The sequence below is a fragment of the Nocardia yamanashiensis NBRC 100130 genome (assembly GCF_001613325.1).
Classification (GTDB): domain Bacteria; phylum Actinomycetota; class Actinomycetes; order Mycobacteriales; family Mycobacteriaceae; genus Nocardia; species Nocardia yamanashiensis.
Genome location: NZ_BDCD01000024.1, coordinates 37601 through 52226 on the forward strand (window position 1 = coordinate 37601; position 14626 = coordinate 52226).

11 protein-coding genes and 1 pseudogene are annotated in these 14626 nt (G+C 67.4%); 8 read left to right on the plus strand and 4 right to left on the minus strand.

From position 1 onward, the window contains the following. Window positions 1-47 precede the first annotated feature (47 nt). The 4 genes from NY1_RS28015 (at window position 48) to NY1_RS28025 (ending at window position 3290) form a co-directional block, all read left to right on the plus strand. Window positions 48-1415, plus strand: a complete 1368-nt coding sequence (locus NY1_RS28015) for an FAD-binding oxidoreductase (protein WP_067719721.1) — start codon at window positions 48-50, stop codon at window positions 1413-1415. A 139-nt stretch (window positions 1416-1554) separates the two neighbouring features. Next, window positions 1555-2427, plus strand: a complete 873-nt coding sequence (locus NY1_RS28020; RefSeq protein ID WP_067719724.1) for an SPFH domain-containing protein — start codon at window positions 1555-1557, stop codon at window positions 2425-2427. Continuing rightward, complete coding sequence (locus tag NY1_RS43810) at window positions 2427-2591, plus strand: type II toxin-antitoxin system antitoxin (protein ID WP_169815404.1); 165 nt, start codon at window positions 2427-2429, stop codon at window positions 2589-2591. Before NY1_RS28020 ends, NY1_RS43810 begins: the two co-directional genes overlap by 1 nt. Window positions 2592-2699: 108 nt before the next feature. Beyond that, window positions 2700-3290, plus strand: a complete 591-nt coding sequence (locus NY1_RS28025; RefSeq protein WP_067719727.1) for a hypothetical protein — start codon at window positions 2700-2702, stop codon at window positions 3288-3290. A gap of 7 nt (window positions 3291-3297) precedes the next feature. On the opposite strand, the gene NY1_RS44265 is transcribed toward NY1_RS28025, so the two are convergent. Both NY1_RS44265 and NY1_RS28035 read right to left on the minus strand, forming a co-directional pair. After that, window positions 3298-4944: a serine/threonine-protein kinase gene (locus NY1_RS44265; RefSeq protein ID WP_067719728.1), complete on the minus strand. Its 1647-nt coding sequence runs from the start codon at window positions 4942-4944 to the stop codon at window positions 3298-3300. A gap of 40 nt (window positions 4945-4984) precedes the next feature. Then, window positions 4985-5857 carry a class I SAM-dependent methyltransferase gene (locus NY1_RS28035; protein ID WP_067719731.1) on the minus strand — a complete coding sequence of 291 codons (873 nt, stop codon included), beginning with the start codon at window positions 5855-5857 and terminating at the stop codon, window positions 4985-4987. Between the two features lie 282 nt (window positions 5858-6139). Here NY1_RS28035 and rpsA point away from each other — a divergent pair, with 282 nt between their 5' ends. Together rpsA and NY1_RS28045 are read left to right on the plus strand one after the other, a co-directional pair. Continuing rightward, a complete protein-coding gene (rpsA, locus tag NY1_RS28040; RefSeq protein ID WP_067720052.1) occupies window positions 6140-7609 on the plus strand; it encodes a 30S ribosomal protein S1 in 1470 nt (489 codons plus the stop codon). 263 nt (window positions 7610-7872) lie between these two features. Then, complete coding sequence (locus NY1_RS28045) at window positions 7873-8505, plus strand: TetR/AcrR family transcriptional regulator (protein WP_169815405.1); 633 nt, start codon at window positions 7873-7875, stop codon at window positions 8503-8505. Here NY1_RS28045 and NY1_RS28050 read toward each other — a convergent pair. Next, window positions 8454-10709 (minus strand): MMPL family transporter, encoded by a 2256-nt coding sequence (locus tag NY1_RS28050; RefSeq protein ID WP_067719735.1) that lies wholly within the window; start codon window positions 10707-10709, stop codon window positions 8454-8456. The two genes, NY1_RS28045 and NY1_RS28050, sit on opposite strands and share 52 nt — an antisense overlap. Window positions 10710-10944: 235 nt before the next feature. On the opposite strand from NY1_RS28050, the gene NY1_RS28055 reads away from it, so the two are divergent. Together NY1_RS28055 and coaE are read left to right on the plus strand one after the other, a co-directional pair. Continuing rightward, a complete protein-coding gene (locus tag NY1_RS28055) occupies window positions 10945-12474 on the plus strand; it encodes a phospholipase C (RefSeq protein WP_067719738.1) in 1530 nt (509 codons plus the stop codon). Window positions 12475-13039: 565 nt separating this feature from the next. Beyond that, window positions 13040-13969 (plus strand): annotated as a pseudogene (coaE, locus tag NY1_RS28065) (dephospho-CoA kinase); the annotation flags it as partial. 10 nt (window positions 13970-13979) lie between these two features. On the opposite strand, the gene NY1_RS28070 reads toward coaE, so the two are convergent. After that, the gene (locus NY1_RS28070; protein WP_084535443.1) at window positions 13980-14504 is read right to left on the minus strand and encodes a ribonuclease FAU-1 family protein; all 525 of its coding nucleotides are present in this window, start codon (window positions 14502-14504) and stop codon (window positions 13980-13982) included. Between the last annotated feature and the right edge of the window lie 122 nt (window positions 14505-14626).

A 14626-nucleotide genomic window follows, 5' to 3' on the forward strand; every position in this document is an offset into this window, starting at 1 on the left:
AATCTATCTGTTGGAATTATCAATCGGTGGCGAGCAGAGTCGAAGGCATGACATCGAACGCCTCGAACACCGAACTGCCCGCCACCACCGGCCCGCTCTTCCAGCCCGGCGATACCGGGTACGACGCCGAAATCGCGGGCTTCCAAACGGCTTACACGCATCGCCCGGCCGTGGTCGTCGGCGCGGTGCACGCCGAGGATGTGCGCGCGGCCGTGGAATACGCGGCGCGGCACGGACTTCCGATCGCGGTGCAGGCCACCGGGCACGGCCTGTCGGTCGCCGTCGAGGGCGGCGTGCTCGTCAATACCGCTCGTATGAAGGACATCCGGATCGATCCGGCCACCCGCACCGCCCGCGTCACCGCCGGGGTGCAGGCCGGTGAACTGATCGAAGCCGCCGCCGCGCACGGGCTCGCGCCGCTCAACGGCTCCTCGCTGTCGGTCGGCGTGACCGGGTACGTCCTGGGCGGCGGCATCGGCATTCTGGCCCGCGAATTCGGTTATGCCGCCGATCATGTGCAGGCGGTGGAACTGGTCACCGCGGACGGCCGGCTGCGGCGGCTGGAACCCGGCGACGAACTGTTCGGCGCGGTGCTCGGCACCGGCGGCAATTTCGGCGTGGTGACCGCGCTGGAGCTCGAATTGCTGCCCATCGCAACGGTTTACGGTGGTCAGCTGCAGTTCGACACCCCGCTGGTGGCGCGGGCGCTGGAAGCCTGGCGGTTGTGGACCACCGAGCTGCCGGACGCCATGACCTCGGCGTTCACCGCGCTCACCTTCCCGGACATCCCGCAACTGCCGCCGCACCTGCGCGGACGGTACGTGGCGACGATCAATATCGCCTACACCGGATCCCCGGAAGACGGGGAACGGCTGGTCGAACCGCTGCGTGCGGTCGGTGCGCGGCTGGTGGACGACCTGCGGGTGATGCCGTACACCGACAGCCACGCCATCTACCGCGACCCCGATTCCCCGCACGCCTACATCGCCACCAACGCCCTGCTGTCCGACCTGCCCGCCGAGGCCACCGACGCCTTCCTGGAGCTGACCGGACCGGATGCCGCCGTGCCGGTGGTGGCCGGATTCCGGCATCTCGGCGGGGCGCTGCGGCGGCGCGGGCCCGGCGGGATCGCCGTCGGCCATCGCGAGGCGGAATACGTGGCGCGCGTCCTCGCCATGCCCCGGCCGGACAATGCGGAAGCCATCGACGAGCACTTCGGTCTGATCCGAAAGGCCTTGGAGCCCTGGACGATCGGTCACAACTTGAACTTCCTCTACGGCGGTGGCGACCGGGCCGATGAAGCGCAGACCCGGGCCGGATTCGACCCGGACACCTACGACCGCCTGGCCGCACTCAAGACCCAATACGACCCGCGCAACCTGTTCCGCGGCAACCGCAATATCCGCCCGAACTGAGCTGGCGGACCTGGATCGCCGCCGCCCTCTACTCGGGCGGCGGCGGAATCTCGAGGGGGTTCGGGGGCGAAGCCCCTGAGAGACACGAGAGTTGTCATCTGCTATCGTCGTGATATCACTTCGATACTAGGAGAGTGTCATGGAGTTGCGTCAGGCGTTCCGGTTGAACGGTTTCTTGATGCTGGGCGTGCTGGTGCTGATCGTCGCCGGGGCGTTCGGCATCCTGGCCGCGGTGTCCAGTGGAGGGGATAACCCGCCTGCCGCGGCCGGTGTCGTCCTCGCGATCGCGATCCTCATCGGCATCGTCATCCTGACCGGGTTCGTGGTCGTGAATCCCAACCAGGCCAAGGTGATTCAGTTCTTCGGCCGCTACATCGGCTCGGTCAGCGAATCCGGCTTCCACTGGGTCGCCCCGTTCAGCAGCCGCCGCAATATCTCGCTCCGCGTGCGGAACTTCGAAACCCAGAAACTGAAGGTCAACGACTCCGACGGCAACCCCGTCGAGATCGCCGCCGTCGTCGTCTACCAGGTCGTTGACAGCTACAAGGCCGCTTTCGCGGTCGACGACTACGAGGACTTCGTGCAGACCCAGTCCGAGACCGCCGTCCGGCACCTGGCCACCACCCACCCCTACCAGTCCGACGAGGCCGAGGGCACCAGCCTGCGCAACGGTTCCGAGGTCGCCGAGGAATTGACCGTCGAGCTGCGCGAACGCACCGGCCTGGCCGGCATCGAGATCCTGGAAGCCCGCATCACCCACCTCGCCTACGCCCCGGAGATCGCCCAGGCCATGCTGGTGCGCCAGCAGGCCGCGCAGGTGGTGGCGGCCCGCAGCCGCATCGTCGAAGGCGCGGTCGGTATGGTCGGCATGGCCCTGGATCGACTCGCCGAACAGGGCGTGGTCGAACTCGATGAGGAGCGTAAGGCGGCAATGGTTTCCAACCTGCTGGTCGTGCTGTGTGGTGACCGCGCCACTCAGCCCGTCGTCAACACCGGATCGCTCTACAACTGATGTCCGCCGCCAAACGCGAGCCGAAACGCGTACTGCTCCGGCTGGATCCAGCCGTGCACGACGCCATCGCCAAGTGGGCGGCCGACGACCTTCGCAGTATCAATGCTCAGATCGAGTACGCCCTGCGCTTGGCCTTGAAGCAAGTCGGCCGGGAACCGAAATAGCATCGAACCCCCTGCGCCCCCGCATCATTCGATACGGGGGCGCACTGCCGTCCGGTCCGGTCCCGACTGCCGGCAGCTCCCGTGAACCCGCCCGAATACGCTGTCCCCGTGCCACTATCGTTCGATACCGCCGGACTCCGCCAGGTCGATACCGATCGCTGGATCAGCCCCGACACCGGCGACATGTTCCACCTCCAGTACCACGACATGGTGCCCGACCTGCCCGCGCCACTGGAACAGCTCGACACCCTGCGCCGCCGACTGGCCGAGCTGCACGCCCAGAACGGTTGCCTCATCGAAGCCTTCGTCATCGGCGTCGACGCCCAGCCCGCCCTGCTCCGTCTGGAGAAACTCCCGCATCCGCAATTGCCGCGCGGCCAGATCTTCGCCGCCTCCATTGTCGTGCCCAAGGATCGCTGCAGTCTGTCGCTGGCGATCCTGTGCCCCGAAGCCGGGGTGACCGGTATGCGCGAGGCCATGCTGGGCGCCCAGCTCGGCTTCGACAATTTCTACCCGCCCCACCCGTACGCCCCGGAAGTGCAGAGCAAGCTGCCCTTCCACATCGCCGACGACATCCGGTACGACCAGCAGTTCCCGGAGCATCCGCTCACCCGCGCCCGGCAGCTGGTCGCGCGCCTGGTCCCCGGTATGCGCCTGGACCCGAATTTCGCCGGGCTGCCGTCTTTTCAGCCGCGATAGACGCCGATCAGGAGACGAGTTCGGCGCTGTCGATGAGGTAGGTGTCGCCGGTACGGACCAATTGGGCGCGGCGGTGCTCGGTGGCGGTGCGGTCGTCCTTGAAGCGGAAGGACAGGGTGTAGGTGACCGTCAATTGGGTGGAGTCGGCGGATATCGCCGAGATGGAGACGGAATCGACTGTGTCCCAGAACTTCCGGTAGGTGTCGTAGCCGCCGATGTAGGTCTGGTAGCGGGTGGTGAGACGGGACCAGGCGGTGGCCGTGTCGGTGGGCAGCAGGGTGTAGTGCGAGCGGACGAATTCGGCTGCGGCGGTGGCGGAGTCCTGCGCGCCGGTCGTGGTGGTCGTCCGGGGGCCGGGAAGCGAGGTGGTCGGGTCGGTGCTCAGCAAGGGAAGGGTATTCGTGGCGGGGGCGGGCAGGTAGGCGCCGCTCGTAGGGGAGGTCGCCTGCGGAGCGGCTGTATCCGAGGAGGTGTCGCTCGGCAGGCGGATCAGCACCACGGTCACCGCGCCGACCAGCGCTACGGCGATGCCGGCCGCCCAGGCCAGGGCGCTGAGGGAGCGTTGCGCCGGGTCCTGGCGGCGGGTCTCGCCGCGTGCGGACGGGCCCAATTCGGTGTCGGCGGTAGCGGCGGCGTGACGGTGCTGGGTCCGGGTGTCCGAGTCCTCGGAACCGGAATGCGGACCGGTGCGGGCGCGTGACGCCGGATCGGATGCCGGGTCGCCTGCGGTCGCGCGGGTGAGCGCGGCCGGATCCGAGCTCGCACTCCGGTCTGCGCCGGTGAACGGAATGACCTGTGTGGCAGCGGTTCTGGCGATCGTGGTGGCGTCGTCGCGGTCGTCCGCCAGCGCCGCGCGGGCGGCCGCGGCCAATGCGCCCGCCGTCGGAAACCGGTCCGCGGGCTGCTTGGCCATGCCTCGCGCGATGACCGCGTCGAAGGCGGCGGGTACGCCGACACTGCTCGCGGACGGCCGCGGCGGCGGCGTCGACAGATGCGCCGCGATCTGGCGTTCCACGCTCGTGCCCGGGAACGGTTTCGAACCGGTCATGCATTCGTAGAGCACGCAGGCCAGCGAATACACGTCCGCGCGTCCGTCGTAGTCGCCGTGGTCGAGCCGTTCCGGAGCCATGTAGGCGAAGGTGCCGATGGCCGCGCCCGCCGTGGTCAGGCCGGCGTCGCCTTCGCCGCGCGCGATGCCGAAATCGATGAGGTACGCGAAACCATCGGGGGCGGTGAGGATATTGGAGGGCTTCACATCCCGGTGCACGAGCCCGGCGCGATGTGCGGCGTCGAGCGCGGCCGCGACCTGCGCGATGCAGGACACGGCGGCGGCCGGAGTCAGCGCGCCGTCGGTGTTCAGCAGCGTCGCCAGATCGGTGCCCTCGACCAGGCGCATATCCAGATACAGGCGGCCGTCGATCTCGCCGTAATCGTGGATGGGCACGATGTGCGGTTCGCTCAGGCGCGCCGCGACCTGCGCTTCCCGGCGGAACCGGGCCCGGTACACCGGATCGTGCGCGTACTCCGGCGGCAGCACCTTGAGCGCGACCACGCGTTCGGTGCCGGTGTCGTAGGCGCGATAGACCTGACCCATCCCGCCCGCGCCCAGCAGCCCGCGCAGGCGATAGCGGCCGAACGGGGTTTCCTCCTCCACTCGGCTAGGCCTATCACGTTCCGCGCCGGGCCGACAGCCCTCAGTTCGGTTTCTCGGTGACGAAAATGGCTGTGCCTGGGAAGATCTCGCCGCGCAGCGGACTCCACTGACCCCATTCGCGATCCAGCCATTCCGGCCAGTCCGGTTCGATGATGTCCTTCAGGATCAGCCCGGCGGCCACGATCTCGCGCACCCGATCACCGATGGTGCGGTGATGCTCCACGTAGGTGGGCTCGCCGTCGGCATCCAGCTCCACATAGGGCGTGCGATCGAAATAGGGGATGGCGGCGCGCAAACCGTCCGGCCCGGGATCGTCGGGGAAGATCCAGCGCATCGGATGATTCACCGAGAACACCCAGCGCCCGCCCGGCTTCAGCACCCGCCGCACCTCGCGCATCACCTGTTCGGAATCGGCCACGAACGGCACCCCGCCGAACGCCGAGCACGCCAGATCGAAGGATTCGTCGGCGAACGGCAACTCTTCGGCACCCGCTTGCACCAAGGGCACGCGCGGTCCGCCGGCGTTCATCGCGGCCACGCCGCGATCCAGCATGGCGCGCGAAATATCCAGCCCGACCGGGTGCGCACCGTGCGCCGCCAGCCAGCGCGAGCACGGCGCCGAACCGCAGCCGATCTCCAGTACGCGCTTGTCCTCTATATCCCCGAGCAAATGCCAGTCACCTTCGTGCAACCCTTCCGGGCACCATACGAATTCGCCTGCGGGTGAATCGACTCCGAGGAAATCGGCGTGGGTTTCGTGATAGGCGTCGGCGTCCGCGTCCCACCAGCGGCGGCTGGCGCGGCGGCTGGCGGCGGAATCGACCTTGGCGCGGGTCACCCCCGTGGTGCCGAGCAGGGCGTTCGCTGCGGCGTGCCGGGCATCTTCGGTAGGCTCGGGGTGATCTTCGGGCATGGTCTCACCCTATCGACCCGCGTGGAAGTACCCGTGTTTGCTTGGTACAACACACCTCGCGTACGCTGTTTCCCGCGAGTGTCTTCTGTACCCGATTCGCAGGAGCCGAGTAGAGCAGACAATCGTGCTGTGAGTCCGCATGCTTTCCAGGGCAGCGTTGTGCTCCGTCGCAGCGATGTGCTGTTGCATGGCCAACGTTAGTTCCATCGCTGTGTGTTCGCAGCAATACCGAAAGTCCACATGTCCACTACCGACCACAATCCGTCCGGAGCCTCCCAACACATGCCCACCACTGTCACCTCGCCGCAGGTAGCCGTCAACGATATCGGCTCTGCCGAGGACTTCCTCGCCGCCATCGACAAGACCATCAAGTACTTCAACGACGGTGACATCGTCGAAGGAACCATCGTCAAGGTCGATCGGGACGAGGTCCTTCTCGACATCGGTTACAAGACCGAAGGCGTCATCCCGTCTCGCGAACTGTCCATCAAGCACGATGTCGACCCGGCCGAGGTCGTTTCCGTGGGCGATGAGGTCGAGGCCCTCGTTCTCACCAAGGAGGACAAGGAAGGCCGCCTGATCCTGTCGAAGAAGCGTGCTCAGTACGAGCGGGCTTGGGGCACGATCGAGGAGCTCAAGGAGCGTGACGAGGCCGTCAAGGGCACCGTCATCGAGGTCGTCAAGGGCGGCCTGATCCTGGACATCGGCCTGCGCGGCTTCCTCCCGGCTTCGCTGGTGGAGATGCGTCGCGTCCGCGACCTCCAGCCGTACGTCGGCAAGGAGATCGAGGCCAAGATCATCGAGCTCGACAAGAACCGCAACAACGTGGTGCTGTCGCGTCGCGCCTGGCTGGAGCAGACCCAGTCCGAGGTGCGCAGCGAGTTCCTGCACCAGCTGCAGAAGGGCCAGGTCCGCAAGGGCGTCGTGTCCTCCATCGTCAACTTCGGTGCCTTCGTGGACCTGGGTGGCGTCGACGGCCTGGTGCACGTCTCCGAGCTGTCCTGGAAGCACATCGATCACCCGTCCGAGGTCGTCGAGGTCGGCAACGAGGTCACCGTCGAGGTTCTCGACGTCGACCTGGACCGCGAGCGCGTCTCCCTGTCGCTCAAGGCGACCCAGGAAGACCCGTGGCGTCAGTTCGCCCGCACCCACGCCATCGGCCAGATCGTGCCGGGCAAGGTCACCAAGCTGGTTCCGTTCGGTGCGTTCGTGCGCGTCGAAGAGGGCATCGAGGGCCTGGTGCACATCTCCGAGCTGGCCGAGCGCCACGTCGAGGTCCCGGACCAGGTCGTTGCCGTCGGCGACGACGCGATGGTCAAGGTCATCGACATCGACCTGGAGCGTCGCCGGATCTCGCTGTCGCTGAAGCAGGCGAACGAGGACTACACCTCCGAGTTCGACCCGTCGAAGTACGGCATGGCCGACAGCTACGACGACCAGGGCAACTACATCTTCCCCGAGGGCTTCGACTCCGAGACCAACGAATGGCTCGAGGGCTTCGAGAAGCAGCGCGAAGAGTGGGAGACCCGGTACGCCGAGGCCGAGCGTCGCCACAAGATGCACACCGCTCAGATGGAGAAGATGGCCGCCGACGCGGCCGCGGAGGCCGCCAACGGCGGGCCGTCCAACTACTCCTCGGAGAGCGGCGCGCAGGCGGCCGGTTCCTCCTCGTCGGCCGAGCCGGCCGGTGGGTCGCTGGCGTCCGACGCCCAGCTCGCCGCCCTGCGCGAGAAGCTGTCGGGCAACGCCTGATTCGCGTCTCGTCGCGTGAGCGATAGTTAGACAGAAGGAAGCCCCCGGGTCCTGACGGACCCGGGGGCTTTCTCGTGGGGAGGGAAGGAAAGCGTCCGCGTCGCAACCGAGCCGGGGCATTCCGATGGCGGGCGAGGCCGATGCGGCCATGGCGTCCCGGCGGCGGGCGGGGGCAGGCGCAACGGCCGGGCCTTCCTCCAGCGCGGGGCGGCCCGATGCGGTTCGGCACGCGGCCGAATTCCGCCGGGTATCCTCGAATGGATATGTCCGAGTCTGTCGTGGAGTCGCCCGGATCCCTGTGGGAGCGACGCAAAGTCGAGGCCATGAGCCGTATTCAGCGGGTGGCGCTGGATCTGTTCGACGAGTACGGGTATCGCGATGTGACGGTGGAGCGAGTGGCCGCGGCGGCGGGGGTGTCGCCGAGTTCGATCTACCGGTATTTCGGGACCAAGGAGATGCTGGTCCTCTACGACCAGGCCGATCCGGAGCTACTCGAAGCGATGCGGCACGCGGGTGACGGCGCGGTACTGGATTTCGGTGCGATGCTGGCCATTGCGCGGCCCTTGGCGCCGGTGCTGATCGAGGCCATGATCACCGATGAGATGGAGAACCGGACGCGGTTGCGGATGCAATACGCGCTGACCATTCCCGAGGTCCGGGACCGGCAGACCCGGCAGATGCGGGAGCTGGAGGACCAGTTCCGGCTGGTGTTCGCCGAGCGCACCGGGTCCGACGCCAACGATCCGACCGTCCGGATGGCGGCCGCCATCGCCATCTGGGGCTGTATGTCCGCCCTGAACCATTGGGCGGGAACAGGTTTCGAGCGTCGCCTGAAGGACGTCTATCACGACGCGGTGGATTCCATCCTGTCCGCGCTGGAGGCCGTCGTCTCCTGACGCCGGCGCAGGCGTGGCAGCCACCAGTTCCACCGGCCGAACAGCTGCATGAACGCCGGTACCAGGATCAGCCGCACGATGACCGCGTCGATGGCCACCGCCACCGCCAGCGCGAAGCCGATCTGCTTCAGCTCCAGCACATCCGCGGTCACGAAACTCGCGAACACCGCCACCATGATGGCGGCCGCCGCGGTGATCGGGCGGGCGGTGCGTTGCAGACCTTCGGCCACGGCGGCGGTGTTGTCGGGGTTTCGATCCCAGGCTTCCTTCATGCGCCGCACCAGGAACACCTCGTAATCCATGGACAGCCCGAAGAGCACGGCGAACACCAGCATCGGCAGATACACCTGGAGGAACCCGGTGCTGTGGAAGCCGAGCAGCGATTCCCCGAAACCGCCCTGGAAGACCGCGACCGTAATGCCCAGTGCCGCACCGGTGGCCAGCAGATTGAGCGCGATCGCCTTGACCGCCAGCACGATACTGCGGAACGCGTACACCAGGAAGGCCAGCGACACCGCGAGCACCAGTGCGATCACCCAGGGGAAGCGGCCGGTGATCTGGCCGGACACATCGGCGAACGCCGCCGGGACGCCGCCCACCCGGATCTCGGCCGATACGATATCGCCTGCGCGGGAACGAATATCGGCGGTGAGGTCGGCGACCGCGGTCGAGTCGAAGGAATCCTTCGGCACCACCATGGCGAGCATGCGGCCGCCGGCCTGCTGCGGCACCACCGACGCGATGCGCGAATCGCGGTTCAAACCGGCGATGAGATTGTTGGCGTCCACGAAACCGTTGCCGGACAAGGCCGTATCTCCCGGCCCGGATACCGTGAGCTGAACGGGGGAGAGCAAACCGGGCCCGAAATTGTCCTGCACCAGGCGGGTCGCCCGGCCGGACGGCTGATCGCCGAGCGAACCCAATCCCATATCGATGCCGTATTTGATGCCGGTGAGCGGCAGGGCGGCCGCCGCCAGCAAGGCCACGCCGATCGTGCCGAACAGCACCGGACGGCCCATGACGGTGTGCGCCCAGCGGGTCCAGGCGCTCGAGGTGGTGGCCGCGCGGGTCTCGGCGGGACGCAATCTCACCGGCAGCGCACCACGATTCACGGCCGGGCCGAGCGTGGCCAGCACCGCGGGCAGCAGGGTGAACGCGGCGGTGAGAGTGCCGATCACCGCGGTGACCACGCCGACCGCGACGCCGTTGAGCATGGGCAGTCCGACCACGACCAGGGCGCACAGCGAGATCATCACGATCAGCCCGGACGCTAGGATGGTGCGGCCGGTGGTATCCAGGGCGGTCCCGACCGCGGCGTGAATAGCCTTGCGCGCCTTACGATCCCGCACCCCACGCCGGGTCAGCTCCTCGTTGAACCGGCTCACGATGAACATGGCGTAGTCGATGGCGGTACCGGTGCCGATCATCGTCGCCACCGACAGCACCAGCGAATCGAAGGTGAGATAGCTGGTGAGCCCGAACAACACGCCCACCGCCAGCGCGATGCCCGCCGCGGTGACCGTGATCGGAATGGTCGCCGCGACCACCGCTCCCAGCGCCAGCACCAGCACCAAGGCCGCCACCGGCAGGCCGAGGCTCTCGGCGCGCTGCATATCGGCGGTCTCCATGCGCATGAGCGCGCCCTCGACCGGCGCGTACCCGGCGACCATGACCTCGACCCCGGAGCTGGTGGCCGGGGTGAGCGCGGTCTGTAACCGCTCGGCCACCTCGACCCGCTCGGACATATTGCCGTTCAAGCCGACAATGCCGAACGCGGTGTGCCGGTCCGCCGAGATTTGCAGCGTGGCATTGCCTTCGAAGGGCCCGATCGCGCCCGCGATACCCGGGGTGGCCCGGGCCTTCCCGATCGCCTCGTCGATCGCGGCGCGGAATTCCGGACTGTCGGCGGTATAGCGCCCGGAATGGAAGACGATGAGATCCTGCTCGGTGCCGAAGGTCGAGAAGTGCTCGGCGGCAAAGCGTTCCACCTCGGCGGATTCCGATCCGGGCACGCTGTAGTCCGGTGCGCCGAGCCGGTCGTGCAGCGCCGGATACGCGGCCCCGCACACGAGCACCAGTAGTAGCCATACGCCCAGGACCACGCGCCGATGCCGGGCCATGAGCAGCCCCCAGCGCCCGAGGAAGCCGAGTTGTTCCGAGTGAACGAGCTCGTCGGGCGGTGCGGGCGCGGCGGATCGTGTCATGGTCCCCTCCGGATCCGGATACCTGAAAGTCACTCTCAGGTATTGCCCGTCAGCCTAGGAGCGCCGGCTCACACCTGCAAGTGACTGTCAGGAATTCGACATTTTCCGTGCACGACTCGCCATTCCGGGTTCGCCGCCGCGACATGACGCCGCGGTTGGATGCAACCGGCACGCTCAGCTGACATGATCTGGGCGCGTTGCGCATTGCAGACTCAGCGGAAGGTTTCTTCGGAACATGGGCGTCTTCGCCGGTTTGAACAGACGAGATTTTCTGGCGAAGGCCATGGCCGCGGGTGGCGTGGCCGCGCTGGGCGCCTACGCGAATCCGATCATCGAGCGCGCCTACGCCGCCGATCCGGCCGGTATGGGCGGGCTCGGCGATATCGAGCACTTCGTACTGCTCATGCAGGAGAACCGCAGTTTCGACCACTACTTCGGAACCCTCTCCGGGGTACGGGGTTTCGACGATCCCTCCGCGTCCTGGCAGCAATACGGCTGGACCCCGGGCGTCGGACCGGCCGCCGACGGCTTCGTTCTCCCATTCCGCCTGGACACCGAACGCGGCGCGACCCTCGACGGCGAATGCATCAACGACCCGGATCACTCCTGGGCCGCCATGCACGAAGCCTGGAACGGCGGCGGCAACGACCGCTGGATGCCGATGTCGATCAAGTCCGTCGGTCCCGGAAACGCCCCGGCCGCAATGGGTTACTACACCCGCGCCGACGTGCCGGTGCATCACGATCTGGCCGACGCGTTCACCGTCTGCGACAACTACCACTGCTCGGTGCTGGGCCCGACCGACCCGAACCGGCTGTACTGGATGTCGGGGACCATCGACCCGGACGGGATGAACGGCGGTCCGCTGCTGGAGACCCCGGCGCTGATCCCGCAGAACGCCTACAGCTGGCGGACCATGCCGGAGAACCTTTCCGAAGGCGGCGTGAGCTGGAAGATCTACAACAATCGCGATCTGGGACCGCTGTCCTCGGTCATCCTCGACGGCATGATGGGCTGCTTCAAACAGGCCGCCGACCCGAATTCCGAACTGGCGCGGCTGGGTAAGGCCCCGGTCTACCCGAACGACTTCGCCGCCGACGTCGCCGCGAACCGGCTGCCCGCCGTGTCGTGGGTGATCCCGCCGCTGTTCAACTGCGAGCATCCCGCGCTGCCGCCGGCCCTCGGCGCGGTCGGCATCATGCAGGTGCTCGACATCCTCACCTCGAACCCGGCGGTCTGGGAGAAGACCGCGCTGATCATCAGCTACGACGAGAACGGCGGCTTCTTCGATCACGTCACCCCGCCCACCCCGCCGCCCGGCACGCCCGGCGAGTACGTGACCGTGCCGCTGGACCGGGTGTCGAAGTCCATGGGCATCGCCGGGCCGATCGGCCTGGGCTACCGGGTGCCGTGCCTGGTCGTCTCGCCCTACAGCCGCGGCGGGCTGGTGGCATCGGAGACCTTCGACCACACCTCGCAATTGCGTTTGCTGGAACGGCGTTTCGGCGTCGAGGTGCCGAACCTGACCGCGTGGCGGCGCGGCGTCACCGGCGATATGACCTCGGCCTTCGATTTCGCGGCGCGCCCGGACAGCACGAAACCGGCCTTCGCACCGGCGGATCGGAAGGTGCAGGCCGCGCTCGCGCAATGCGGGCCGAACGTGGCCCTGGGTACGGCGACGGTCGGCACGCCGTATCCGGTTCCGCCGAACTCGATGCCGGTACAGGAGCCGGGGACGCGCCGCCGCCCGAGCGGTCTGGTCTGAGTTCGCCTCCGGGCACACGACAACGGCCCAGTCCGCAGGGGCTGGGCCGCGGGTGCGAGAAGATCAGCCGACTGTCGCCGGAACCCAGTGGGCCGCTGTCGCCGCGGATTCGGACCGTTTTCGCATGGCCGCGAAGCTGTGCCGAGCCGGATTGATCAGCATGGAAAGCCACGAACGGCGGTGCTCGGCGAGCATCGCCGCGACCGCGGGAATCTGGATGCAGTGCATCGTGCCCGGCAGTCCCAGACGGTGGCGACCCGTCTGGATGTTTCTGGTGCCCAATGATGTTCCTTCTCTTGCGTTTTACCGGCCTGGAATCGCCTCCGGCGAACCTTAGCCGAACAAAAGTGTGTGTCACCGTATTTTGCGCGACATTCGCCCCGGCGTGTCGGAATGTTGCCGACGTACGGTCGGGATTGGTTGAAAAAGTTGCGAATTGGTCTCGTCGATATCACGGAATGAGCAAGTACTGCATGTGCAGGTGAAATTGCCTCGGCGAGTGGGTAATCGGTTCGTTTGAGCGCCCTGAAGTGAAGCACTCGCAGGTAGATGCGAGACTGGGGCCATGTTGCGAATCGGCCTCACCGGAGGCATGGGTGCGGGCAAGTCCACCGTCGCGCGATTGCTCGTGCAGCGCGGTGCGGTATTGGTGGACAGTGATCTGATCGCTCGCGAGGTGGTTGCCCCGGGTACGCCCGGATTGGCCGCGCTGGCCGAGGCTTTCGGTCCGGATATTCTCGCCGCCGACGGCAGTCTCGATCGTCCCGCCCTGGCGGCCAAGGCTTTCGCCAGTGACGAGGCGCGAAAGACGCTGAACGGCATTACGCACCCGCTGGTCGGTCAGCGCACCAACGAGCTCATCGCCGCCGCCCCCGCCGACGGCATTGTGGTGCAGGATATTCCGCTGCTGGTCGAGAACGGCCTGGCCCCGTTCATGAACCTGGTGGTCATCGTGGACGCCGCCGAGGAGACCCGGGTCCGGCGCCTGGTCGAATTCCGCGGTATCGACGAGGCCGACGCCCGCGCCCGCATCGCCGCCCAGGCCACCGACGAGCAGCGCCGCGCCGTCGCCGATGTGCTGCTGGACAACAATGGCGACAACGGCGCGGTCGACGCCGAGGTGCACCGGCTCTGGGACGAGCGCCTGATCCCGTTCGAGCGCAATCTCCGCAACGGCAATCCGGCCCCGCTGCCGGAACTGCCGGTGGTGGAAGCGAATCCGGAATGGCCGGCGCAGGCCAAACGCCTGATCGCCCGGCTCGCCGTGGCCTGCGCGGCCGACGCCCAGCGCATCGAGCACGTCGGCCCGACCGCCGAACCGGGCAAGCCGGCCGCCGATATTCTCGAGCTCCGCGTCACTGTGGCGAGCACCGAGGTGGCCGACGGGCTCCGGGACCGCTTGGCGGCCATCGGTTTTCCGCCCATCGATACGGGGGAGTGGCTGCACGCGAGCGCCGACCCGGGCCGGCCGGCGATCGTCAGCCTGTCGGTGGACTGATCCCGCGTTACTTCCAGGTCAGCTTGATGCCGTGCGCTTCCAGCCACGGTTCGAGCAGGTGGCCGTGCGCGGCGATGCCGTCGATGACCGCGGTGGCGGTTTCGATCGCCTTCTGGGCTTGGGCGAGATCGAGGTAACCGGCCGAGTGGGCCGCGAGCAGCTCGTCCACGTCCAGCAGTTCGACCTCGCGATTGCTGCGCACCACCAGATCCAGATAGTGGTCGACCGACTTCCAGGTACCCGGCTCCACCTGGGCGAATTCGCCCAGGTCGATGTAGTAGTCCTGGTCGCGCAGGTCCGCGGGCGTGAAATGGAAGACCGTCACGCGAATGGAAAGGCTGGGCAGCAGCCAGGATTCGATGTAGTGGAACTCCGGATGATCGGAGGGACGCGCCATGTACAGCCCCCAGGGCTCGACGTGGTAGCGCTCCACCTGCCGCACGAATCCCTTGGGATCGATATTGGTGAGCTCGTCGACATGGAAGTACTCCACCTTGGGCCGGTGCAGGTCCACCGTGGGGGCGTGAGTCATGCCTCTCAGGATCGCGGTTCGAGCGGCGGTCGTCCAGGGGAGCGAGTGTTGCGTCGCCGACAGCTTGCTGGGCGGCCGGGCTCGGTTCGGGCGAATTTCGCCGAAACCCGATCTGAAGCGTG